The organism is Pseudomonas sp. MWU12-3103b (genome assembly GCF_023100615.1).
Lineage (GTDB): Bacteria > Pseudomonadota > Gammaproteobacteria > Pseudomonadales > Pseudomonadaceae > Aquipseudomonas > Aquipseudomonas putida_A.
In genome coordinates this window covers 56,021-80,008 of sequence record NZ_JALMEY010000011.1, presented here as the reverse complement: position 1 = coordinate 80,008, position 23,988 = coordinate 56,021, and the positions used below count along the sequence as shown (strand labels likewise).

21 protein-coding genes and 1 pseudogene are annotated in these 23,988 nt (G+C 59.3%); 4 read left to right on the top strand and 18 right to left on the bottom strand.

From position 1 onward, the window contains the following. Positions 1 to 49: 49 nt before the first annotated feature. From nuoF to M0808_RS17655, 13 genes are all read right to left on the bottom strand, one after another. Entirely contained in the window at positions 50 to 1,405 is a 1,356-nt protein-coding gene (nuoF, locus tag M0808_RS17715) for an NADH-quinone oxidoreductase subunit NuoF (RefSeq protein WP_041073222.1), read from the bottom strand. Further along, positions 1,402 to 1,899 (bottom strand): NADH-quinone oxidoreductase subunit NuoE, encoded by a 498-nt coding sequence (gene nuoE, locus M0808_RS17710; RefSeq protein WP_003223804.1) that lies wholly within the window; start codon positions 1,897 to 1,899, stop codon positions 1,402 to 1,404. Before nuoE ends, nuoF begins: the two co-directional genes overlap by 4 nt. A 2-nt stretch (positions 1,900 to 1,901) precedes the next feature. After that, the gene (nuoC, locus tag M0808_RS17705) at positions 1,902 to 3,686 is read right to left on the bottom strand and encodes an NADH-quinone oxidoreductase subunit C/D (protein WP_003223807.1); all 1,785 of its coding nucleotides are present in this window, start codon (positions 3,684 to 3,686) and stop codon (positions 1,902 to 1,904) included. Between the two features lie 69 nt (positions 3,687 to 3,755). Further along, positions 3,756 to 4,430 carry an NADH-quinone oxidoreductase subunit B gene (locus tag M0808_RS17700; RefSeq protein ID WP_003223809.1) on the bottom strand — a complete coding sequence of 225 codons (675 nt, stop codon included), beginning with the start codon at positions 4,428 to 4,430 and terminating at the stop codon, positions 3,756 to 3,758. Between the two features lie 10 nt (positions 4,431 to 4,440). After that, positions 4,441 to 4,854, bottom strand: a complete 414-nt coding sequence (locus M0808_RS17695; protein WP_003223812.1) for an NADH-quinone oxidoreductase subunit A — start codon at positions 4,852 to 4,854, stop codon at positions 4,441 to 4,443. A gap of 639 nt (positions 4,855 to 5,493) precedes the next feature. After that, positions 5,494 to 6,819 carry an isocitrate lyase gene (gene aceA, locus M0808_RS17690; protein ID WP_003223815.1) on the bottom strand — a complete coding sequence of 442 codons (1,326 nt, stop codon included), beginning with the start codon at positions 6,817 to 6,819 and terminating at the stop codon, positions 5,494 to 5,496. A 473-nt stretch (positions 6,820 to 7,292) separates the two neighbouring features. Next, positions 7,293 to 8,030, bottom strand: coding sequence for a secretin N-terminal domain-containing protein (locus M0808_RS17685; protein ID WP_247842022.1), 738 nt, complete (start codon positions 8,028 to 8,030; stop codon positions 7,293 to 7,295). A 263-nt stretch (positions 8,031 to 8,293) separates the two neighbouring features. Beyond that, positions 8,294 to 8,719, bottom strand: a complete 426-nt coding sequence (locus M0808_RS17680; protein ID WP_003223818.1) for a GNAT family N-acetyltransferase — start codon at positions 8,717 to 8,719, stop codon at positions 8,294 to 8,296. After that, a complete protein-coding gene (locus M0808_RS17675) occupies positions 8,712 to 9,884 on the bottom strand; it encodes a cupin domain-containing protein (RefSeq protein WP_003223820.1) in 1,173 nt (390 codons plus the stop codon). The genes M0808_RS17680 and M0808_RS17675 overlap by 8 nt, the downstream gene beginning before the upstream one ends. 86 nt (positions 9,885 to 9,970) lie before the next feature. Beyond that, positions 9,971 to 11,341 (bottom strand): adenylosuccinate lyase, encoded by a 1,371-nt coding sequence (gene purB, locus M0808_RS17670; protein WP_027614666.1) that lies wholly within the window; start codon positions 11,339 to 11,341, stop codon positions 9,971 to 9,973. Between the two features lie 127 nt (positions 11,342 to 11,468). Continuing rightward, positions 11,469 to 12,092 carry a high frequency lysogenization protein HflD gene (gene hflD / locus M0808_RS17665; protein ID WP_003223824.1) on the bottom strand — a complete coding sequence of 208 codons (624 nt, stop codon included), beginning with the start codon at positions 12,090 to 12,092 and terminating at the stop codon, positions 11,469 to 11,471. Next, positions 12,089 to 13,213: a tRNA 2-thiouridine(34) synthase MnmA gene (mnmA, locus tag M0808_RS17660; RefSeq protein WP_007920201.1), complete on the bottom strand. Its 1,125-nt coding sequence runs from the start codon at positions 13,211 to 13,213 to the stop codon at positions 12,089 to 12,091. Before mnmA ends, hflD begins: the two co-directional genes overlap by 4 nt. Positions 13,214 to 13,272: 59 nt before the next feature. Beyond that, the gene (locus tag M0808_RS17655) at positions 13,273 to 13,719 is read right to left on the bottom strand and encodes an NUDIX hydrolase (RefSeq protein WP_007964846.1); all 447 of its coding nucleotides are present in this window, start codon (positions 13,717 to 13,719) and stop codon (positions 13,273 to 13,275) included. 2 nt (positions 13,720 to 13,721) lie between these two features. Between M0808_RS17655 and M0808_RS17650 the strand changes: the two are divergent. Next, a pseudogene (locus M0808_RS17650) lies at positions 13,722 to 13,847 on the top strand (metal ABC transporter ATP-binding protein); the annotation flags it as partial. A 69-nt stretch (positions 13,848 to 13,916) separates the two neighbouring features. Here the strand turns inward: M0808_RS17650 and M0808_RS17645 are convergent. Beyond that, entirely contained in the window at positions 13,917 to 16,142 is a 2,226-nt protein-coding gene (locus M0808_RS17645) for an NADP-dependent isocitrate dehydrogenase (RefSeq protein WP_247842021.1), read from the bottom strand. A 481-nt stretch (positions 16,143 to 16,623) separates the two neighbouring features. Between M0808_RS17645 and icd the strand changes: the two genes are divergently transcribed. Beyond that, positions 16,624 to 17,880 (top strand): NADP-dependent isocitrate dehydrogenase, encoded by a 1,257-nt coding sequence (gene icd / locus M0808_RS17640; protein WP_003223831.1) that lies wholly within the window; start codon positions 16,624 to 16,626, stop codon positions 17,878 to 17,880. Between the two features lie 61 nt (positions 17,881 to 17,941). Here icd and M0808_RS17635 read toward each other — a convergent pair whose 3' ends face one another. Then, positions 17,942 to 18,223: a cold shock domain-containing protein gene (locus tag M0808_RS17635; RefSeq protein ID WP_123588532.1), complete on the bottom strand. Its 282-nt coding sequence runs from the start codon at positions 18,221 to 18,223 to the stop codon at positions 17,942 to 17,944. 224 nt (positions 18,224 to 18,447) lie between these two features. Here M0808_RS17635 and clpS point away from each other — a divergent pair, with 224 nt between their 5' ends. Next, positions 18,448 to 18,831 carry an ATP-dependent Clp protease adapter ClpS gene (gene clpS / locus M0808_RS17630; protein WP_098968154.1) on the top strand — a complete coding sequence of 128 codons (384 nt, stop codon included), beginning with the start codon at positions 18,448 to 18,450 and terminating at the stop codon, positions 18,829 to 18,831. A gap of 30 nt (positions 18,832 to 18,861) precedes the next feature. Beyond that, complete coding sequence (clpA, locus tag M0808_RS17625; RefSeq protein WP_097088113.1) at positions 18,862 to 21,132, top strand: ATP-dependent Clp protease ATP-binding subunit ClpA; 2,271 nt, start codon at positions 18,862 to 18,864, stop codon at positions 21,130 to 21,132. A gap of 1,059 nt (positions 21,133 to 22,191) precedes the next feature. Here clpA and infA read toward each other — a convergent pair. From infA to aat, 3 genes are all read right to left on the bottom strand, one after another. After that, a complete protein-coding gene (gene infA / locus M0808_RS17620) occupies positions 22,192 to 22,410 on the bottom strand; it encodes a translation initiation factor IF-1 (protein ID WP_002553999.1) in 219 nt (72 codons plus the stop codon). A 112-nt stretch (positions 22,411 to 22,522) separates the two neighbouring features. Then, positions 22,523 to 23,230 (bottom strand): arginyltransferase, encoded by a 708-nt coding sequence (locus tag M0808_RS17615; RefSeq protein ID WP_027614671.1) that lies wholly within the window; start codon positions 23,228 to 23,230, stop codon positions 22,523 to 22,525. A gap of 57 nt (positions 23,231 to 23,287) precedes the next feature. Continuing rightward, positions 23,288 to 23,968 carry a leucyl/phenylalanyl-tRNA--protein transferase gene (aat, locus tag M0808_RS17610; protein WP_247842020.1) on the bottom strand — a complete coding sequence of 227 codons (681 nt, stop codon included), beginning with the start codon at positions 23,966 to 23,968 and terminating at the stop codon, positions 23,288 to 23,290. Between the last annotated feature and the right edge of the window lie 20 nt (positions 23,969 to 23,988).

Sequence of the window (23,988 nt, the reverse complement as noted above, 5' to 3'; positions counted from 1 at the left end):
GTCATCGGACGAAAGGCGAAGGGCACGGACCCTTCGCCTTTTTAAGCGTTTACGCGCCGATTACGATCGGCCTTGCCAGAGGCGGGACGGCGGCGCTTGCAGGCGCGATACCGGCTTCGAACTCTGGACGGAAGTATTTGATGGCACTGCCCAACGGCTCCACGGCACCCGGTGCGTGAGCACAAAAGGTCTTGCCTGGGCCGAGGAAGCCGACCAGACCCAGCAAGGTCTCGATGTCGCCTGGCTGACCACGGCCTTCTTCGATGGCCATCAAGAGCTTGACGCTCCATGGCAGGCCATCACGGCACGGGGTGCAGAAGCCGCAGGATTCGCGAGCGAAGAACTGCTCCATGTTGCGCAGCAAGGAGACCATGTTGACGCTGTCGTCCACCGCCATCGCCAGGCCGGTACCCATCCGGGTGCCCACTTTGGCGATGCCGCCGGCGTACATCTGTGCGTCGAGGTGTTCCGGCAACAGGAAACCGGTACCGGCGCCACCTGGCTGCCAGGCCTTGAGCTTGTAACCGTCGCGCATGCCGCCGGCGTAGTCTTCGAACAGCTCGCGACCGGTGACGCCGAATGGCAGTTCCCACAGGCCCGGATTCTTGACCTTGCCGGAGAAGCCCATGAGCTTGGTGCCCATGTCTTCGCTGCCTTCGCGGGCCAACGATTTGTACCAGTCCACGCCGTCGGCAATGATCGCCGGCACGTTGCACAGGGTTTCCACGTTGTTCACGCAGGTCGGCTTGCCCCACACGCCGACGGCGGCAGGGAAGGGCGGCTTGGAGCGCGGGTTGGCGCGGCGGCCTTCGAGGGAGTTGATCAGTGCGGTTTCTTCACCGCAGATGTAACGTCCGGCGCCGGTGTGGACGAACAGTTCGAAATCGAAACCGCTGCCCAGAATGTTCTTGCCCAGCAGGCCCGCAGCCTTGGCTTCTTCCACGGCACGGTTCAAGTGCTTGGCGGCGGTGGTGTACTCGCCACGCAGGAAGATGTAGCCACGGTAGGTTTTCAGTGCGCGGGCACTGATCAGCATGCCTTCGATCAGCAGATGGGGCAGTTGCTCCATCAGCATGCGGTCTTTCCAGGTGTTCGGCTCCATCTCGTCCGCGTTGCACAGCAGGTAGCGGATGTTGATGGATTCGTCCTTGGGCATCAGGCCCCACTTCACGCCAGTGGGGAAGCCTGCACCGCCGCGACCTTTGAGGCCGGCGTCTTTCACGGTCTGGACGATGTCGTCCTGAGCCATGTCGGCGAAGGCTTTGCGCGCAGCGGCGTAACCGTTCTTGGCCTGGTATTCGTCGAGCCACACGGCTTCGCCGTCGTCACGCAGACGCCAGGTCAGCGGGTGAGTCTCGGCCGAACGCTTGATGCGGTTGGCAGGACCGAAAGATGTCAGGGTCATACGTAGCCCTCGAGCAGTTTGGCCACGCCGGCAGGCTGCACGTCGCCAAAGGTGTCGTCGTCGATCATCAGCGCCGGTGCCTTGTCGCAGTTGCCGAGGCAGCAGACAGGCAGCAGGGTGAAACGACCGTCGGCGGTGGTCTGACCCAGGCCGATGCCCAGATTGTTCTGGATTTCGCTGACCACCGACTCGTGGCCGCCGATGTAGCAGACCATGCTGTCGCAGACGCGAATGATGTGACGGCCGACCGGCTGACGGAAGATCTGGCTGTAGAACGTCGCCACGCCTTCAACGTCGCTGGCCGGGATGCCGAGGATCTCGCCGATCGCGTACAGGGCGCCATCCGGCACCCAGCCGCGTTCCTTCTGAACGATCTTCAGGGCTTCGATCGACGCCGCGCGCGGGTCTTCGTAGTGATGCAGCTCGTGCTCGATGGCCGAGCGCTCGGTTTCACTCAAGGTGAAACGGTCTGTCTGGATAAGCGTGCTGTTCATGCTTAGCGGTCCACGTCGGCCATAACGAAGTCGATACTACCCAGGTACGCAATCAAGTCCGCGACCATGCTGCCTTTGATCACCGAAGGGATCTGCTGCAGGTGCGGGAAGCTCGGAGTACGGATCCGGGTACGGTAGCTCATGGTGCCGCCGTCGCTCGTCAGGTAATAACTGTTGATGCCCTTGGTCGCTTCGATCATCTGGAAGGATTCGTTGGCCGGCATGACCGGACCCCACGAAACTTGCAGGAAGTGCGTGATCAGGGTTTCGATGTGCTGCAGCGTGCGCTCTTTCGGCGGCGGCGTGGTCAGCGGATGATCCGCCTTGTACGGGCCTTCCGGCATGTTGCGCATGCACTGGTCGATGATCTTGATGCTCTGGCGCATCTCTTCGACGCGGACCATGCAGCGATCGTAGGCATCGCCGTTGGCGGCCAGCGGTACTTCGAATTCGAAGTTCTCGTAGCCGGAGTATGGGCGCGCTTTACGCAGGTCGAAGTCGCAACCGGTCGAACGCAGGCCGGCACCGGTGACGCCCCATTCCAGGGCTTCTTTGGTGTTGTACTGCGCGACGCCGATGGTCCGGCCTTTGAGGATGCTGTTCTGCAGGGCAGCCTTGGTGTACTCGTCGAGGCGCTTTGGCAGCCACTCAACGAAGTCTTTCACCAGTTTGTCCCAGCCGCGCGGCAGGTCGTGGGCGACGCCACCGATGCGGTACCAGGCCGGGTGCAGACGGAAACCGGTGATGGCTTCGATCACCGTGTACGCCTTCTGGCGGTCGGTGAAGGTGAAGAACACCGGAGTCATGGCGCCGACGTCCTGGATGTAGGTCCCCAGGAACAGCAGGTGGCTGGTGATCCGGAAGAACTCGGCCATCATGATGCGGATGACGTCGACCTTCTCCGGGACCTTGATGCCGGCCAGCTTCTCGACCGAGAGCACGTACGGCAGGTTGTTCATCACGCCGCCGAGGTAGTCGATACGGTCGGTGTACGGGATGAAACTGTGCCAGGACTGACGCTCGGCCATCTTCTCGGCACCACGGTGGTGGTAACCGATGTCCGGTACGCAGTCGACGATCTCTTCACCATCGAGTTGCAGAATGATGCGGAACGCACCGTGAGCCGAAGGGTGGTTCGGGCCCAGGTTGAGGAACATGTAGTCCTCGTTGGCCCCGGAACGCTTCATGCCCCAGTCTTCAGGACGGAAGCGCGCGGCTTCTTCCTCAAGCTGCTGCTTGGCGAGGTTGAGGCTGAACGGATCGAATTCGGTGGCGCGCGCCGGGAAGTCCTTGCGCAGCGGGTGACCTTCCCAGGTCGGCGGCATCATGATGCGCGACAGGTGCGGGTGGCCTTTGAAGTCGATGCCGAACATGTCCCAGACTTCACGCTCGTACCAGTTGGCGTTCGGCCAGATGCTGGTGACGGTCGGCAAGCTCAGGTCGCTTTCGGACAAGGCGACTTTGATCATCACGTCACTATTACGCTCAAGCGACATGAGGTGATAGAACACGGTGAAGTCGGCGCCCGATGGCAGCCCTTGACGCTTGGTGCGCAGGCGCTCGTCCACGCCGTGCAGGTCATAGAGCATGACGTACGGCTTGGGCAGGTTGCGCAGGAAGGTCAGGACTTCGACAAGTCTGGCGCGCGCCACCCACAGCACCGGCATGCCGGTGCGGGTCGACTGAGCGGTGAACGCTTCGGCGCCAAAACGGTTGTTCAATTCGACGACCACATCCTGGTCGTCTGCCTTATAAGGCGGGATGTACAGAGCGCTGCCTGTAGTCATGGTTATTTTTTCGCTTTCGGTCAACGTAAAGAATGAAGCCAGCTTCTCGTTTCTTTGAAACAGACTGGATCAGACTTCGTCAGGGCTGCGCAGATTGGTGACTGCGATTCGCTGTTCGCGGCGCTGTTCCTTTTGCGAAGGCATGTCGGCGCGATAAACGCCTTGGTCGCCAACGACCCAGGAAAGCGGACGACGCTCCTGTCCAATCGATTCCTGCAACAGCATCAAGCCTTGAAGGAATGCTTCTGGACGAGGCGGGCAGCCAGGTACGTAGACGTCCACGGGCAGGAACTTGTCCACCCCTTGAACCACGGAGTAGATGTCGTACATGCCACCGGAGTTGGCGCACGAACCCATGGAGATAACCCACTTAGGCTCGAGCATCTGCTCGTAGAGACGCTGAATGATCGGCGCCATCTTGATGAAGCAGGTACCGGCGATAACCATGAAGTCGGCCTGACGCGGTGATGCCCGGATAACTTCGGCGCCAAAGCGCGCGATGTCGTGGGGCGCCGTGAAGGCGGTGGTCATTTCCACGTAGCAGCACGAAAGGCCGAAGTTGTACGGCCACAGGGAGTTTTTACGCCCCCAGTTGACCGCGCCACTCAGCACGTCTTCGAGCTTGCCCATGAAAATGTTTTTGTGAACTTGATCCTCTAACGGATCGGAAACGGTTTCCCGTTCGCCGATCGGATACTGCTCGTTAGGAGCATCGGGGTCGATTCTGGTGAGATTGTATTGCATTGCCAAAGCCTCATTGTTTCAGCTTCGCCTGCCGCTTGCGACGAGCTTCCGGAGCCCAGTCAAGGGCGCCCACTCGGAACAGGTAGACAAGACCTGCCAACAGAATTGCTATGAAAACGAGAGCTTCGACGAATCCGGTCCAGCCGCTTTCGCGGACGGACACAGACCATGCAAAGAGAAAGAGGGCTTCGATATCGAAGATCACGAACAGCATCGCGACCAGATAGAATTTGGCTGAGAGCCGCAAGCGGGCGCCACCTGTAGGTAGCATGCCGGACTCGAACGGTTCGTTTTTGCTGCGGCCCCAGGCTTTTGACCCGAGGAGGCTGGAGACGCCAAGCATGAAGGCACACAGGCCGACGACACCCAGAAGGAAAATGGCAAAGCCCCAGTTGTGGGCCATGAGTCCTGTCGCTTCGGGCATGCTGGTAATCCTTAACAGAGAGCAAAGGTCTCTGAGCTTGATAAAGAAATAGGCAGTGACGATATGTCGCAGCAATCAATCGCGCTGATTTTATGGCTAAACACCCGGCAAGTAAAATTCCTATAGCGAAATTATTTATTGGAATAAGGACATAGCGTACCTCCAATGCCCTGCAGCCCATGCGTTGCGGGCATTAGCCGGGTTTATGCAAATAATGTTTTGTAGAGAATGTAACGAACATAGTTGCGGCTAAATGATAATTGATATCGTTTGGAGTGGTTTTGTAACTGTTTAGCGGCGCAGTAAACAGAAAGTTGTCTTATATGCCTGTTACTGCAAGTAGCGGTGGCGCCCGTTTTAGCTGATTTTTCTGACCTGAGTACTGGTCTGGATCAATGTTTTGTCGCGCGGCGGGCGTCAAACCTGTGGGAGCGGGCTTGCTCGCGAATGCGGTGGGTCAGTCGCGCATGTGCAAGCTGACACTTCGCATTCGCGAGCAAGCCCGCTCCCACAGGGGGGGGGTGTTTGGGGAATCGGCGCGCAAAAAAAACGCCCCGAACCAGTCGGGGCGTCAGTTTTGCGGCTTTGCGGTTAGCTTTCTATACGATCCGCAAAGGCCGTTTGCTCAGCGAAGCCGAATCAGTGGAACTGTTCTTCTTCGGTCGAACCGGTCAGCGCGGTCACCGAGGACGAGCCACCCTGAATCACGGTGGTCATGTCGTCGAAGTAGCCGGTGCCCACTTCCTGCTGGTGAGCCACGAAGGTGTAACCCTTGGCGGCGTCAGCGAATTCCTGCTCCTGCAGCTTCACGTAGGCAGTCATGTCGTTGCGGGCGTAGTCGTGCGCCAGGTTGAACATGCTGTGCCACATGTTGTGAATGCCGGCCAGGGTGATGAACTGGTGCTTGTAGCCCATGGCGGACAGTTCGCGCTGGAATTTGGCGATGGTCGCGTCGTCCAGGTTTTTCTTCCAGTTGAAGGAAGGCGAGCAGTTGTACGACAGCAGTTGGTCCGGGTATTCCTTCTTGATCGCTTCAGCGAAGCGACGGGCTTCTTCCAGATCCGGTTTGGCGGTTTCGCACCAGATCAGGTCGGCGTACGGTGCGTAGGCCAGGCCACGGGCAATCGCCTGATCCAGACCGGCACGTACCTTGTAGAAGCCTTCCTGAGTACGCTCGCCTGTCACGAACGGCTGGTCGTACGGATCGCAGTCCGAAGTCAGCAGGTCAGCCGCGTTGGCGTCGGTACGCGCCAGGATGATGGTCGGCGTGCCGGCAACGTCAGCCGCCAGACGAGCAGCGGTCAGCTTCTGTACGGCTTCCTGAGTTGGAACCAGTACCTTGCCGCCCATGTGGCCGCATTTTTTCACGGAAGCCAGTTGGTCTTCGAAGTGAACGCCGGCGGCGCCTGCTTCGATCATGCTCTTCATCAGCTCGTAGGCGTTCAGTACGCCGCCGAAACCGGCTTCAGCGTCAGCCACGATTGGCGCGAAGTAGTCGATGTAGCCTTCGTCGCCCGGGTTCTTGCCGGCCTTCCACTGGATCTGGTCAGCACGACGGAACGAGTTGTTGATGCGCTTGACCACGGTTGGCACCGAGTCCACCGGGTACAGCGACTGGTCCGGGTACATCGATTCTGCGGAGTTGTTGTCCGCAGCCACCTGCCAGCCCGACAGGTAGATCGCCTGGATACCGGCCTTGACCTGCTGAACAGCCTGGCCACCGGTCAGGGCGCCCATGCAGTTGACGAAATCTTTCTCTGGGCGGAAGGACGGCTTGGCACCCTGGGTCACCAGGTTCCACAGCTTCTCGGCGCCCATTTTCGCAAAGGTGTGCTCAGGTTGAACCGAGCCACGCAGACGGACGACGTCAGCAGCGGAATAAGTGCGAGTCACGCCTTTCCAGCGCGGGTTTTCAGCCCAGTCTTTTTCAAGGGCTGCAATTTGCTGTTCGCGTGTCAGTGCCATGGAGATAAACCTCGTCGCGTCTTTATGAAAAGTTGTTCTGCGGTGGAAAATTCCTGCGCTCGCTGACCAGAAGCTTAGGTGGTCAAGTCGGATTCGGCGGGGGAGGCGACGGGATGAACGATGGGCTCGAGGGGAAGTGAGCAGGTAGTGGCGGACTGCGGGCGCATTCGGGCGTCGTGGGCCTTTATACGGTCTACAGCGTGAAGCCGGGTTACCTAATTACGCTTCCGTCCCTCGGGACAACTTCGTTCCAGTCGGCAACCTCGTCAAACACACCTTGTGGGCGGTACAGACACGAAGCGGTTCGCGGGGTAGGTGCGAACATCGCTTCGAAGGCCCTTGCCAGGGCCTCTGATTAGCGGGAGCGAGGCCATCATGCCTTCGCTTTTTTAACCCGTCAAACGTTTTGTAGTGCTTTTTTTCAAGCACTACATCTTTCGTCTAATACGACTAATCAGTCAGTTTTCGGTGCTTTAGTCCAGGGCGTCGACTTTGACCCGTAAAGTCATGTCATCTCGGCCTTGAGTCGAGTAGCTGCGGGTCAGGCCCTGTTTGTCGGCCTGAGTCTGGCGATTTACGCCGGCGAGGGTGATCCATTCGCCCAGGCGTCCGCTGACCGTTGTGTCGGTACTTTGCACGTTCACTACATCGGGACGTTCCTGGCTCATGCGGTCACGGTTGGTACTGATTGCCAGGTGAACGATGTCGCCGGTGACGCTGGCGGTGACGTAGAAGCCTTGAGTGACGTTGCGGTATTGGGTCTGGCTACTGTAATCGCCGTAGGAGTTGGTCTGGCTGCTGGTGATCGGCACACTTTGGCCGACCTGAATCAGCGCCGGCGCGCCCTCGCTGGCCTGAATCTGCTGGATGCCGCCGTCACGGCTGGCGGTGCTGTAGTTGATGATCCGGGTCTGTTGGTCGCCAGTGTTCTGCTGGTTGTTTTCATTGGTATCAACCGTGATCAACAGGCGTTTGGGCGCAGTATCGAGCTGGGTAATCAGCGCTTTGAGTTCCTGAATCTTGTCCGGCTCGGCCTTGATGATCAGTTGGTTGCCATAGGCGCTGACCTGACCGTCCTTGCCGATAAAGTCTTGCGCCATCGGCAACATGTCGGCGCTGGTGCGGTACTTGAGAGGCACGATTTCTGTGGCTGCCATCACCGAAAAACTGCAACCGAGCAGCAGGGTGGTGAGCAGGGTGCGTAGGGACATGTCCGTTATCTCCGCTTTCGAAAGGCTTGATATTGCCAGTTTGTCGGCCCGGGGTGGGGCAAGTTGAATCGTAGACAGCAAAACGCCCCGGCATCCGAAAATGGCAGGGCGTTTTGAGAGGGTGCTCAAGAGCCTTTGTAGTGAGGGGATTTATCCCCGATGGGGCGCGGAGCGGCCCCAAAAAACCTTGGGCCTGCTTCGCAGTCCATCGGGGATAAATCCCCTCACCACAGGATCTCCAAAGATCACAAGATTTCTGCCGCTCAGGCCGAATGGCGAACCATATCGACATGCGGAATCCCGGCTTCGAGGAATTCCTCGCTGACCAGGCTGAAGCCCAGGCGCTCATAGAACGCCGTGGCCTGTACCTGGGCGCTGAGCATCTGCTGCTGCAGGCCGCGGGCTTCGGCTTCGGCGATGACCGCTTGCATCAGCGCGTCGCCCACCTTCATCCCGCGCCAGTCCTTCAGTACCGACACCCGGCCAATGTGCCCGTCGGGCAACAGGCGGGCGGTACCGATCGGAAAGTCGCCTTCGAACGCCAGAAAATGCACGGCGGTCGCGTCATCGGCGTCCCATTCAAGCTCGGGTGGCACCGATTGTTCGGCGATGAACACCGTTTCACGAATGCGCCGGATCTCGGCGTTGTCCTTTTGCCAGTCTGCGACACGTACGCGAATCTTATTCATCGGCAAATCCCAGGCTGCCTTGTTTGACCAGTTCGCACAGCAGGCCGCGACCGTCTTCGTCGTTCAGCCACTCGCCGAGGTTGTCGACGTGCAGCGCATCGGCGGCGCAGATCATCTTCAGCAGCTCGCGCAGCTTGCCCGGCAGGTAACGGCTCTGGCCACTGGCGAACAGCAGCAGGTCGTCATCGACTTCCGACCAGGCCAGACGCGCGCTCGGGTTGCGGATCAGCACGGCGCCGTCCTGCAGGGCGTTGAGGAAGTCATCTTCTTCAACGTCTTCCGGGCCGACCACCAGTTCCGGGTAGCGCGGCTCGGTCATGTACTGGCCGAACCAGGTCAGCAGCAGGCGCTCGTCGCTCATGTGCTCGGCGAGCAGGCTTTTCAGGCGGCCGAGTGCGTCGTGCTGGATCTGATGCGGATCATCGCTGACCGGCTTCGCATCGGCGTCGGTGTAGCGTTCTTCGTCAGTCAGGAACTGGCTGAGGAAGTCGGTGAAGTGGGTCAGTACTTCTGAGGCGCTCGGGGCGCGGAAGCCAACCGAGTAGGTCATGCAGTTGTCGACGGCGACACCGCAGTGGGCCAGGCGCGGTGGCAGGTAAAGCATGTCGCCCGGTTCCAGCACCCATTCTTCGGTCTCGTGGAATTCGGCGAGGATGCGCAGATCCGCGTGTTGCAGCAGCGGGCTCTCGGAGTCGCACATCTGGCCGATCTTCCAGTTGCGCTGGCCGTGGCCCTGCAGCAGGAATACGTCGTAATTGTCGAAGTGCGGACCGACGCTGCCACCTGGGGCGGCGAAGCTGATCATCACGTCATCGACGCGCCAGCTCGGCAGGAAGCGGAAGTTTTCCAGCAGTTCGCTGACTTCCGGGACGAATTGGTCAACGGCCTGAACGAGCAGGGTCCACTCTTTTTCCGGCAGCTTGCTGAATTCGTCTTCGGCGAACGGGCCGCGACGCAGCTCCCACGGGCGCTCGCCGTGCTCGATCACCAGGCGCGACTCGACCTCTTCTTCCAGGGCCAGGCCGGCCAGCTCGTCGGCGTCGATCGGGCTTTCGAAGTCAGGGATGGCCTGACGGATCAGCAGCGGCTTTTTCTGCCAGTAATCGCGCATGAATTCGCGCGCCGTGAGACCGCCCAGAAGTTGAAGAGGAGTATCAGGATTCATGTGTAACCTATTGAAAAAAAGCATTTTTCAGACGGGAATAAAAACGCCCGGCGCGGCCGGGCGTCTCAAACGGGTCAAGCGGTGAATCAGATGCGTTTGGCTTGCGCCACAGCGTTGCCGATGTAGTTGGCCGGGGTCAGCTGTTTCAGCTCGGCTTTCGCTTCGGCTGGCATGTCCAGGCCGTCGATGAAAGTCTGCAGCGCTTCAGGGCTGATGCCCTTGCCGCGGGTCAGTTCTTTGAGCTTTTCGTACGGGTTTTCGATGTTGTAGCGGCGCATCACGGTCTGGATCGGCTCGGCCAATACTTCCCAGCAAGCGTCCAGATCGGCAGCGATCTTGTCGGCGTTCAGCTCAAGCTTGCTGATGCCTTTGAGGCTGGCTTCGTAGGCGATCACGCTGTGAGCGAAGCCCACACCGAGGTTGCGCAGTACGGTGGAGTCGGTCAGGTCGCGCTGCCAGCGGGAAATTGGCAGTTTGCTCGCCAGGTGCTGGAACAGTGCGTTGGCGATGCCCAGGTTGCCTTCGGAGTTTTCGAAGTCGATCGGGTTGACCTTGTGCGGCATGGTCGACGAACCGATTTCGCCAGCGATGGTGCGCTGTTTGAAATAACCCAGGGAAATGTAGCCCCAGATGTCACGGTCGAAGTCGATCAGGATGGTGTTGAAGCGCGCGATCGCGTCGAACAGCTCGGCGATGTAGTCATGCGGTTCGATCTGCGTGGTGTACGGGTTGAAGCCCAGGCCCAGTTCGTCTTCGATGAAGGCGCGGGCGTTGGCTTCCCAGTCGATCTGCGGGTAGGCCGACAGGTGCGCGTTGTAGTTGCCTACGGCGCCGTTGATCTTGCCCAGCAGCGGCACGGCAGCGACTTGAGCGATCTGACGCTCGAGACGGTAAACCACGTTCGCCAGCTCTTTACCCAGAGTAGTCGGGGAGGCCGGTTGGCCGTGGGTGCGCGACAGCATCGGCACGTCGGCGAAACGGATCGCCAGTTCGCGGATGGCGTTGGCAGTCTGGCGCATCAGCGGCAGCATCACGTCGTCACGGCCTTCGCGCAGCATCAGGGCGTGGGACAGGTTGTTGATGTCTTCACTGGTGCAGGCAAAGTGGATGAACTCGCTGACCTTGGCCAGCTCCGGTAGCTTGGCCGCCTGCTCCTTGAGCAGGTATTCGATCGCCTTGACGTCGTGGTTGGTGGTGCGCTCGATCTCTTTGACGCGCTCGGCGTGCTCCAGCGAGAAGTTTTCAGCCAGTTCATTGAGAACGGCGTTGGCCTCGGCGGAGAAGGCTGGCACTTCCGGGATACCGGCGTGGGCGGCCAGGCGCTGGAGCCAGCGCACTTCAACCAGGACGCGGGCACGGATCAGGCCGTACTCGCTGAAAATCGGGCGCAGGGCCTGGGTTTTGCCGGCGTAGCGGCCGTCAACAGGGGAAACCGCAGTGAGCGAAGAGAGCTGCATGGGGTGTTCTCGGACAGTCGGGCAACGAAATGGGGCGCGTATCATACATGAAAAAATCCGCCGGTCCGTTGCCAACTGACCGGCGTATTACGCGCTACAGACTACAAAACTTTTATTGCGCGACGATTTACTCGCTGCGCATCAACGGATACAGCTCTTTGAGCAGCTTGCGCCGGCTGATCACCAACTGCCAGCGGTGGCCGCCGAGCTGTCGCCACAGGCGTGCCGAACGGATGCCGGCCAGCAGCAGGGCGCGGATCTTCGAGGCGTTGCTCGGTTGCTGCAGGTTGCGCATGTCGCCATGCACCTGAATCCGCTGGCGCAGGGTGCTCAGGGTGTCCTGATACAGCGCACCGCAGGCGGCGATCACGTTTTCGTGAGCCGGGCCGAAGTGTTCGACCTGCGACTGGATCTGCGGCAGGCGTTTGCCAATGGTGTCGAGCATGTCGTCACGTTTGGCCAATTGGCGTTCCAGGCCGAGCATCGACAGGGCATAGCGCAGCGGTTCGCGTTGCAGGGTGCTCGGGTCGCGCTCGAGGGCGCCGATCAATGCCCGATAACCCTCGCGCAGATTGAGGTCGTCGCCGCCGTACACGTCCAGTGTGTCCTTCGGGTCGCGTACCAGCAGGCTGCCGAGCATGCAGCTCAGGCCGGCCTCGCTGGTCTGGCCGGTCTTGGCTATGCGGTCGACCAGCACGGCGGCGAGAAACACCCCGCCCAGCGCCGTCAGTTGCTCCTGAGTCGGGCTCATGCCTGGCCGCTCCACGGCTCGGCAACTTCGATCACGCCGCCACCGAGGCAGATCTCACCGTCGTAGAACACCACGGACTGGCCCGGGGTCACCGCGCGTTGCGGTTCGTCGAACACCGCGCGGTAGCCGCTGGCGGTTTTTTCCAGGGTGCAAGCCTGATCGCTCTGGCGATAACGCACTTTGGCGGTCAGGCGCAGCGGCTGGCTCAGGTCGATCGGATTGACCCAGTAGATTTCCGAAGCGAGCAGGGCGCTGGAGAACAGCCACGGATGGTTGTTGCCCTGGCCGACGATCAGCTCGTTGCTGTCCAGATCCTTGCGCAGCACGTACCACGGCTCGTCGCCGGCATCTTTCAGGCCGCCAATGCCCAGGCCCTGACGCTGACCGATGGTGTGGTACATCAAGCCGTGGTGACGGCCGATGACTTCGCCTTCGGTGGTCTTGATCTCGCCCGGTTGCGCCGGCAGGTATTGCTTGAGGAAATCGCTGAAACGTCGCTCGCCGATGAAGCAGATCCCGGTGGAATCCTTCTTCTTGGCGGTCGCCAGCTCGTATTTCTCGGCAATGGCGCGCACTTCGGGCTTTTCCAGTTCACCGACCGGGAACAGGGTCTTGGCGATCTGTTCGCCGCCGACAGCGTGCAGGAAGTAGCTCTGGTCCTTGTTCGGATCGAGGCCCTTGAGCAGTTCGGTACGACCATCGATGTCGCGACGGCGCACGTAGTGGCCGGTGGCGATCAGGTCGGCGCCAAGCATCATGGCGTAGTCGAGGAACGCCTTGAACTTGATCTCGCGGTTGCACAGGATGTCCGGGTTCGGCGTGCGACCGGCCTTGTATTCGGCCAGGAAGTGCTCGAACACGTTGTCCCAGTACTCGGCGGCGAAGTTGGCGGTGTGCAGCTTGATGCCGATCTTGTCGCACACGGCCTGGGCATCCGCCAGGTCGTCCATGGCGGTGCAGTATTCCGTTCCGTCGTCTTCTTCCCAGTTCTTCATGAACAGGCCTTCCACCTCGTAACCCTGCTCGATCAGCAGGAGAGCGGAAACGGAAGAGTCCACGCCGCCGGACATGCCGACAATGACGCGCTTCTTGGATGTGTCAGAAGGGGCTGGATCACGCATAGGGATTCAATGAGTGTCTTGAAAAAGGACGCGATTCTAGCAGGCTCACGGCCTCAAGGCTAAAGAGAAGGGCGGATCAGTTCGAGACTGAAGTGATGACCGGCCAGATAGTCGTCGATGCAGCGGATGATCAGCTCGCTGCGCCAGTTGTCGCGCTGAGCGATTAATTCGCTACGGGTCAACCACTTGGCGCCGACGATGCCGTCGTCGAGTTGATAGTCCGGGTGATGTTTCACCGCTTTGGCGCTGAAGCACACGCGTTGATACGTCACGCCGTTGCTCGGCGCGGTATACAGATAAATGCCGATCACGCCGGTGGGTTCGACGTCCCAGCCGGTTTCCTCAAGGGTTTCGCGGATGGCGGCGTCGATCAGGGTCTCGTTCGGGTCCAGGTGGCCGGCGGGCTGGTTGAGCACATTACGCCCGGCTTTGTGCTCTTCGACCATCAGGAAGCGGCCGTTGTCTTCGACGATGGTGGCGACGGTGATGTGGGGGAGCCATTCCATAAATCTTCCTCAATCTATTGGTTAAACCCCAATCCCCTGTGGGAGCGAGCTTGCTCGCGAAAGCGGTGGGTCAGTCAATGACGATGTTGAATGATAAACCGCATTCGCGAGCAAGCCCGCTCCCACAGGGGGTTCGTGTTGTATTTGGAAACAGAAACCCCGGCACTGGGCCGGGGCTTCTTTGCAGCATTACAAGCTTAAACCAGCGCAGCAATCGCCGCGTTGAAGGTTGCGCTTGGGCGCATGGCCTTGCTGATCAGTTCGGCGTCGGCGTGGTAGTAACCACCGATGTCCACTGGCTTGCCCTGCACGGCGTTGAGCTCGGCAACGATGGTCGCCTCGTTCTCGGTCAGGGTTTTGGCCAGGGTAGCGAACTGCGCTTGCAGTGCAGCGTCTTCGGTCTGGGCGGCCAGGGCCTGAGCCCAGTACAGCGCCAGGTAGAAGTGGCTGCCGCGGTTGTCGATGTTGCCGACCTTGCGCGATGGCGACTTGTTGTTGTCGAGGAACTGGCCGGTGGCCTGATCCAGGGTTTTCGACAGAACCAGCGCTTTCGGGTTGTTGTAGTTCACACCCAAATGCTCAAGGGAGGCTGCCAGAGCCAGGAATTCGCCCAGCGAATCCCAGCGCAGGAAGTTCTCTTCAACCAGTTGCTGCACGTGCTTCGGCGCCGAACCGCCGGCGCCGGTTTCGAACAGGCCACCGCCGTTCATCAGCGGCACGATCGACAGCATCTTGGCGCTGGTGCCCAGTTCCATGATCGGGAACAGGTCGGTCAGGTAGTCGCGCAGTACGTTGCCGGTCACCGAGATGGTGTCCTTGCCTTCGCGGGTGCGCTGCAGGGTGTACTTCATGGCATCGACCGGCGCCATGATCTGGATGTCCAGACCGCTGGTGTCGTGATCCTTCAGGTAAGCCTGAACCTTCTCGATCACTACACCGTCGTGGGCGCGCATCGGGTCCAGCCAGAAGATCGCCGGGGTGCTGCTGGCGCGAGCACGGTTGACGGCCAGTTTGACCCAGTCCTGGATCGGCGCGTCTTTGGTCTGGCACATGCGGAAGATGTCGCCGGCTTCGACAGCCTGTTCCATCAGCAGGTTGCCCTTGCTGTCGGTAACGCGAACCACGCCGTCAGCCTTGATCTGGAAGGTCTTGTCGTGCGAACCGTACTCTTCGGCTTTCTTCGCCATCAGGCCAACGTTTGGCACGCTGCCCATGGTGGTCGGATCGAACGCGCCATTGGCTTTGCAATCTTCGATCACAGCCTGGTAGATGGTTGCGTAGCAACGATCCGGGATCACAGCCTTGGTGTCGTGCAGCTGACCGTCGGTGCCCCACATCTTGCCGGAGTCGCGGATCATTGCTGGCATCGAGGCGTCGACGATGACGTCGCTTGGCACGTGCAGGTTGGTAATGCCCTTGTCGGAGTTGACCATCGCCAGCGATGGGCGAGCAGCGTAGACCGCCGCGATGTCAGCTTCGATCTGTGCTTGCTGCTCGGCCGGCAGGGCCTTGATGCGCGCGTACAGGTCGCCGATACCGTTGTTCAGGTTGAAGCCGATCTGGGCCAGCACATCAGCGTGCTTGGTCAGGGCGTCTTTATAGAACTCGGCAACGATCTGGCCGAACATGATCGGGTCGGAGACCTTCATCATGGTCGCTTTCAGGTGCACCGAGAGCAGCACGCCTTGCGCCTTGGCGCTTTCGATTTCAGCGGCGATGAACGCGCGCAGAGCGTTTTTGCTCATCACGGCGCAGTCGAGGATCTCGCCAGCCTGAACGCTGGTTTTTTCTTTCAGGACGGTCGCGGTGCCGTCTTTGGCGATTAGCTCGATTTTCACAGCGTCAGCGGCGTCGATCAGGGCAGCTTTTTCGCTGCCGTAGAAATCGCCGGTGCTCATGTGAGCGACGTGGGATTTGGAGTCTTTGGCCCAGGCGCCCATTTTGTGCGGGTGCTTGCGCGCGTAGTTCTTGACCGACAGCGGAGCGCGGCGGTCGGAGTTGCCTTCACGCAGAACCGGGTTTACGGCGCTGCCCTTGACCTTGTCGTAACGCGCCTTGGCTTCTTTTTCGGCGTCGTTGGTCACGGTTTCCGGGTAGTCCGGCAGGTTGTAACCCTGGGCTTGCAGCTCTTTGATCGCCGCTTGCAGCTGAGGCACCGAAGCACTGATGTTCGGCAGCTTGATGATGTTGGCTTCAGGCGTAACGGCCAGGTCGCCCAGTTCGGCGAGGTGGTCGGCTACGGCTTTGTCGCCCAGTTGCTCGGGGAAGCTGGCCAGGATGCGTGCTGCAAGAGAGATATCGCGGGTTTCCACGGCGATATCGGCCGAGGCGGTGTAAGCCTCGATGATCGGCAGCAGGGAATAGGTGGCGAGGGCTGGAGCTTCGTCGGTGAAGGTATAGATGATCTTCGAGCGGGTGGGCATATTCGGATTAACTCTCTCTTCTTTGCTAAAGCGTGCGCAGAAACTCGAGGGGCGCCGGGTAAGCGCGTTCGTTCAAAGTCATCCATGAACCGAATGTCGAGATTCTTCGCGGTGATGTTGGGTGCATCAGTAGAGCGTCAAGCAGTCGGACTGCGGTAACAACCCGACCAATCAGGCGGAAAGTCTCGTGCTAGAGAGGCCAGCCGTCGTGACCCTTTGGTCAGCGGGCGGCATTATACATAGGTAGCTGGCAATCTGCCGATGGTTCATATGCAACGATTCTCGTCCATTGGTCTAAAGGTCGCAGGGGCGGGTGGGGCGTAGAGTCGCTGCGAATGCTTGAGTTTGGCGCTTTTCCCTTTGCTTTCAGGCTTGTACGAAACCAGATGTGGCCGCGCCGTGAACAGAGGGTTTGCGTGTTGATTTAACTGGGTTACGCTCGAACCAAGCCAGATGTTCAATCCAAACAATGGAGTTCAGCATGGGTTACAAGAAGATTCAGGTTCCAGCCGTCGGCGACAAAATCACCGTCAATGCAGACCATTCTCTCAATGTTCCTGATAACCCGATCATCCCCTTCATTGAAGGTGACGGCATTGGCGTCGACGTCAGCCCGGTGATGATCAAAGTGGTTGATGCTGCCGTGGCCAAGGCCTATGGGGGCAAGCGCAAGATTTCCTGGATGGAGGTTTATGCTGGCGAAAAAGCGACTCAAGTCTATGACCAAGACACCTGGCTGCCCCAGGAAACCCTGGACGCCGTCAAGGATTACGTGGTCTCCATCAAGGGCCCGCTGACCACCCCGGTCGGTGGTGGCATCCGCTCCCTCAACGTAGCCCTGCGCCAGCAACTCGACCTTTATGTCTGCCTGCGTCCCGTGGTGTGGTTCGAAGGTGTGCCAAGCCCGGTGAAAAAGCCTGGCGACGTCGACATGGTGATTTTTCGCGAGAACTCCGAAGACATTTATGCCGGTATCGAATGGAAGGCCGGCTCCCCTGAGGCCACCAAGGTCATCAAGTTTCTGAAAGAAGAAATGGGCGTCACCAAGATCCGTTTCGACCAGGATTGCGGTATCGGCATCAAGCCTGTTTCCAAGGAAGGCACCAAACGTCTGGTGCGCAAGGCCCTGCAATACGTGGTGGACAACGACCGCAAGTCGCTGACCATCGTGCACAAGGGCAACATCATGAAATTCACCGAAGGTGCCTTCAAGGACTGGGGCTACGAGGTGGCGAAGGAAGAATTCGGCGCCGAGCTGCTCGATGGCGGCCCATGGATGAAATTCAAGAACCCGAAAACCGGCCGTGAAGTCATCGTCAAGGACGCCATCGCCGACGCCATGCTTCAGCAAATCCTGCTGCGTCCAGCCGAGTACGACGTGATCGCCACGTTGAACCTCAACGGTGACTACCTCTCCGACGCCCTGGCGGCGGAAGTGGGCGGTATCGGTATCGCGCCGGGCGCCAACCTGTCCGACACCGTGGCCATGTTCGAGGCGACCCACGGTACCGCGCCGAAGTACGCCGGCAAGGACCAGGTCAACCCGGGCTCGGTGATTCTGTCGGCCGAGATGATGTTGCGTCATCTGGGCTGGACCGAAGCGGCGGATCTCATCATCAAGGGCACCAACGGCGCCATCAAGGCCAAGACCGTGACCTATGACTTCGAACGTCTGATGGAAGGCGCCACGCTGGTGTCTTCTTCGGGCTTCGGTGAGGCGATCATCAAGCACATGTAAATCGTGCAGGCACAAAAAAACCGCCTTCGGGCGGTTTTTTCATGACCGGGTGACGGTTGAGTCAGCCTGATACCGTTTCTGTATGAGGGGCATGCATAGCCGTTTCGCCTGCCACGGTTGCCGCTTTGATCTTTACCGCGTGCAGGCCTTTGGGCCCCTGGACGATGTCGAAACTGACGATCTGCCCGGCCTTGAGAGTTTTATACCCGTCCATCTCAATGGCCGAATAATGCGCAAAGAAATCGACCTCTTTGCCGTCCTCGTCACGTCCTTCCCGGGCATCGGTGTTGATGAAGCCGAATCCCTTGGCATTGTTGAACCACTTGACCTTGCCGACAGCCATGCTCAAATCCCTCTGCAACAGACTCCATCGCTGGAGTATCATCCAGGACATCCGCAATCTAATCCGTTAAAAGGATTGACTCCGCGGATCTTTTTTACCCACTGTGGGCTCTATTGGTTGTAACACCGTTTTCCCGATAGTCAAGGTGACCGGGCAGTCGGAGTTGAAAAGGTGTACAGCCGCCCCCACCACTGTATTTGCACAACTGACGAACCTTTCTTTCCATGCATGCAATCAGCCAGATTCGACTAACATTCAATCAGGATCGCCCGCTTCTCCAAAAGGATCATCCACAGGAGCACGACGACGATTCGGCAGGCGTTGCTGTTCAGGAAGCAAAGCCTGCGTTACAGGCGCCGCCGATGTACAAGGTGGTTTTGTTCAACGATGACTACACACCGATGGATTTCGTCGTCGAAGTGCTCGAGGTGTTTTTTAACCTGAATCGCGAGCTGGCGACCAAGGTCATGCTGGCCGTTCACACAGAAGGACGGGCAGTATGTGGAGTGTTTACCCGCGACATCGCCGAGACAAAGGCCATGCAGGTCAACCAGTACGCCAGGGAAAGCCAGCATCCGCTACTCTGTGAAATCGAGAAGGACGGTTAATCGCCGACCACTTGGGTATGAGGTGAAGCTATGTTAAACCGCGAGCTCGAAGTCACCCTCAATCTTGCCTTCAAGGAGGCTCGTTCGAAGCGTCATGAATTCATGACCGTCGAACACCTGCTGCTGGCCCTATTGGACAATGAGGCTGCCGCCACCGTATTGCGTGCCTGCGGCGCAAACCTCGACAAACTCAAGCACGACCTGCAGGAGTTCATCGACTCCACCACGCCATTGATCCCCGTCCACGACGAAGATCGCGAAACCCAGCCAACCCTGGGCTTCCAGCGTGTACTGCAACGTGCTGTCTTCCATGTGCAGAGCTCGGGCAAACGCGAAGTAACCGGCGCCAACGTGCTGGTTGCAATCTTCAGTGAGCAAGAGAGTCAGGCCGTATTCCTGCTGAAACAGCAGAGCGTTGCGCGCATTGATGTCGTCAATTACATCGCCCACGGCATTTCCAAAGTGCCAGGGCACGGCGATCACTCTGAAGGTGAACAAGATATGCAGGACGACGAGGGCGGTGAGTCTTCTTCTTCAGGCAATCCGCTGGATGCTTATGCCAGCAACCTCAACGAACTCGCGCGCCAGGGTCGGATCGACCCGCTGGTCGGCCGCGAGATGGAAGTCGAGCGTGTCGCGCAGATTCTCGCGCGTCGGCGCAAGAACAATCCGTTGCTGGTCGGCGAGGCTGGCGTGGGTAAAACCGCGATTGCCGAAGGCCTGGCCAAGCGCATTGTCGACAACCAGGTGCCGGATCTGCTGGCCAACAGCGTCGTCTATTCGCTCGACCTCGGTGCACTGCTCGCAGGCACCAAGTATCGCGGTGATTTCGAGAAGCGCTTCAAGGCGCTGCTCAATGAACTGAAAAAACGTCCGCAGGCGATCCTGTTCATCGACGAGATCCACACCATCATCGGTGCGGGCGCTGCGTCCGGTGGCGTAATGGATGCCTCGAATCTGCTCAAGCCGCTGCTGTCGTCTGGCGACATTCGCTGCATCGGCTCGACCACGTTCCAGGAATTCCGTGGCATCTTCGAGAAGGATCGTGCGCTGGCACGACGCTTCCAGAAGGTCGATGTTGTCGAGCCGTCGGTGGAAGACACCATCGGTATCCTGCGCGGCCTGAAAGGGCGTTTCGAGCAGCACCACAACATCGAATACAGCGATGAGTCGTTGCGCGCCGCTGCTGAACTGGCATCGCGCTACATCAATGATCGGCATATGCCGGACAAGGCCATCGACGTGATCGATGAGGCGGGTGCCTATCAGCGCCTGCAGCCGGTCGAGATGCGCGTCAAGCGCATCGAAGTGCCGCAGGTTGAAGACATTGTGGCGAAAATCGCGCGGATTCCGCCGAAACACGTCACCAGCTCCGACAAGGAACTGCTGCGTAACCTGGAGCGCGACCTGAAGCTGACGGTGTTTGGTCAGGATGCGGCGATCGATTCGCTGTCAACCGCGATCAAGCTGTCCCGCGCCGGCCTTAAGTCGCCTGACAAGCCAGTCGGCTCGTTCCTGTTCGCAGGTCCTACCGGTGTCGGTAAAACCGAGGCCGCGCGGCAACTGGCCAAGGCGTTGGGTATCGAACTGGTGCGCTTCGACATGTCCGAGTACATGGAGCGCCACACCGTATCGCGTCTGATCGGTGCGCCTCCGGGTTATGTCGGTTTTGATCAGGGCGGTCTGTTGACCGAAGCGATCACCAAGCAGCCGCACTGCGTATTGCTGCTCGATGAAATCGAGAAGGCGCATCCGGAAGTCTTCAACCTGCTGTTGCAGGTGATGGACCACGGCACGCTCACTGACAACAACGGGCGCAAGGCGGATTTCCGCAACGTGATCGTGATCATGACCACCAACGCCGGCGCCGAAACCGCGGCGCGAGCTTCGATCGGCTTCACTCATCAGGACCACTCGTCTGATGCGATGGAAGTGATCAAGAAGAGCTTCACGCCGGAGTTTCGTAACCGTCTGGACACCATTATCCAGTTTGGTCGCCTCAGTCATGAGGTCATCAAAAGCGTGGTGGACAAGTTCCTTACCGAACTGCAGGCGCAGCTGGAAGACAAGCGTGTGTTGCTGGAGGTTACCGATGCGGCGCGCAGTTGGCTGGCGGCCGGTGGTTATGACTCGGCGATGGGCGCACGTCCGATGGCGCGTCTGATCCAGGACAAGATCAAGCGTCCGCTGGCGGAGGAGATTCTGTTTGGCGAGCTGGCCGAGCATGGCGGTGTGGTGCACATCGACATCAAGGATGGTGAGTTGACGTTTGACTTCGAGACTACGGCGGAGATGGCCTGACTGCTTGGTTGTTGGTTTAGAGGGCGCCTTCGGGCGCCTTTTTGTTGGCTGATGTTTTTGGGTGTATATCCGTTGCTGCGGTTATGGCTGCTTGGGGTTCCGCCCTTACGGCGGGTCACTTTTGGCAAACGCCCCAAAAGTAACCAAAAGGTCTGTGCCCTGACGTTCGGCCCTCGCCTAGGCTCGGGTTCCTTCGCTCCGGGATTCATCCGGGGGGCAGCGCCTACGGTTTGCTTCGCTGCACCTCCTCTCGCTGTGTTTGGCTGCGCCAAACGGTCGCTGCGCTCCCACCCCCGGATAAATCCCTCCACTCAGCCTGCCGACGGGCCCTCAGATCAAAAGCGGTACTCGAGCTAACGCTCATTGTGTTGAGTGGGCGGCTTCGCCGCATGGGGCTGTACGCAATCTAAACTGTGGGAGCGGGCTTGCTCGCGAAGGCGGCCTGACAGCCGACCCATTTACAACTGAACACACCCATTCCAACTGTGGGAGCTGGCCTGCCAGCGATGGCGGCCGACCAGTCTGCCAATCTCCAACTGCCTACCCCAATCCACTGTGGGAGCGGGCTTGCTCGCGAAGGCGGCCTGTCAGCCGACCAAACTCCAAATGAAAACACCCAATCCCATGTAGGAACTGCCGAAGGCTGTGATCTTTTGATCTGCTTTGGCTTTGGCTTTGGCTTTTGATGTGGCTTTTGATGTGGCTTTTGATCTTCAGCCCCTTCGGCAGGCCGAGCGAAGGTGTCCATCAGGGGGGTGGGCGCGCAGCGCCATGCGGCGAAGCCGCATCCATCGAGAGGAGGTGCAGCGAAGCAAGCCGGAGGCGATGCCCCCTGATGGACACCGTAGCGAGGGAACACTGAGCCTCAGCGAAGTGCCGTACGCCGGGGGAAGCCTTTTTGGTTACTTTTTCGGCGTTTGGAAAAAGTGACCCGCCGTAAGGGCGGAACCGTAATCAGCAACCCCCGCAGCAACGGATATGCTCACAAACCCAAACCCAAACCCAAATCGCAGACAAACAAAAACGCCCGGCAAAGCCGGGCGTCTTGTATTGACTTGATTAGCGAGCGCGGTAAGTGATGCGCCCTTTGCTCAAGTCATAGGGCGTCAGCTCGACGCGCACTTTGTCACCGGTAAGAATACGAATGTAGTTCTTGCGCATCTTGCCGGAGATATGCGCGGTTACGACGTGCCCATTTTCCAACTCCACACGAAACATGGTGTTGGGCAGGGTGTCGACGACAGTGCCTTCCATTTCGAAGCTGTCTTCTTTCGACATGCAGTAAAGCCCTCGGTGTCCAATGAATGGCCCGGTGCAACTGCGCCAGGCAAAAGCGGCGTGCATTGTGCCCGAAAAAGGGGGTTTAAGCCAAGGGGTTTACGGCTTGCGATCAGTTAAGAATCACCCAGCGCTGATTAATCAGCAATTCAATGGGGCGATACTGGGTCTTGTAGTTCATCTTTTTGCAGTTCTTGATCCAGTAACCGAGATACACCGCCTCTAGCCCCAGGCGCTGGCTTTCGGTGATTTGCCACAGGATTGCGAAACGCCCCAGGCTGCGGCGTTCCTCGTCAGGCTCGTAGAAGGTATAGACCGCTGACAAGCCATTGGGCAGCAGATCGGTCACCGCGACGGCGAGTAACCGTCCGTCGAGACGAAATTCATAAAAGCGCGAGAAGGGCAGATCGCGCACCAGAAAGGTCGAGAACTGGTCACGACTTGGCGGGTACATGTCGCCGTCGGCATGGCGCTGCTCGATGTAGCGCTGGTACAGATCGAAATATTCTTCGCTGAAGTGCGGTTTTACCGGGCGTACCTGCAGATCGGCATTGCGTTTGAAAATGCGTTTCTGCTGGCGGTTGGGCAGGAACTGCGCCACCGGGATGCGTGCAGGCACGCACGCATTGCAATTCTGGCAATGGGGCCGATACAAATGATCGCCGCTGCGACGAAAACCCATTTCCGACAGGTCTGCGTAGACGTGCACATCCATGGGCTGACTCGGATCGAGAAACAGCGTCGTCGCCTGCTCCTCGGGCAGATAACTGCAGGAATGAGGCTGAGTGGCATAGAACTTCAAGCGCGCCAACTCGGTCATGATCAACCCTCGGGATAAGCTGGTGAATTAAGTGTAAGCCACGCGCGCAAAAGTCGCTCAGCAAACCCAGGTGGCACGACTCGGTTGATCCAGGTGGCGAGCCAGATAGTCGGCAAATTCCTGGCGGGGGATCGCGCGGGCGCCGAGGCTGTGCAGATGATCGGTCGGCATCTGGCAGTCAATCAGAACGAATCCAGCGTCTTTCAAATGCTGCACCAGCGTGGCAAAGCCGAATTTGGAGGCGTTGTCGGCGCGGCTGAACATCGATTCGCCGAAAAACAGCTGACCCATCGCCAGGCCATACAGGCCGCCGACCAGTTGGCCCTGATCCCAGACCTCGACCGAGTGGGCGAAGCCGCGGCGGTGCAGTTCGAGGTAGGCGTCCTGCATGGCTTCGGTGATCCAGGTGCCGTCGGCGTAATCCCTGGGGGCGGCGCAGGCACGAATCACGGCGTCGAAATTCTGATCGAAGGTCACCTGGTAGCGTTGCTTGCGCAGCAATTTGCCGAGGCTGCGCGAGACATGCAGTTCGTCGGGAAACAGCACGGTGCGTGGGTCCGGCGACCACCAGAGGATCGGCTGGCCTTCGGAGAACCACGGAAAACAGCCGTGCCGGTAAGCCTGCACCAGCCGATCGGCGGACAGATCGCCACCGGCAGCCAGCAATCCATTGGGATCGCGCATGGCCTTTTCCAGGGGCGGGAAGGTCAGGGAATTGCGTTGTAACCAAGTCAGCATGGCGTCCAGGCTTGCAGAAG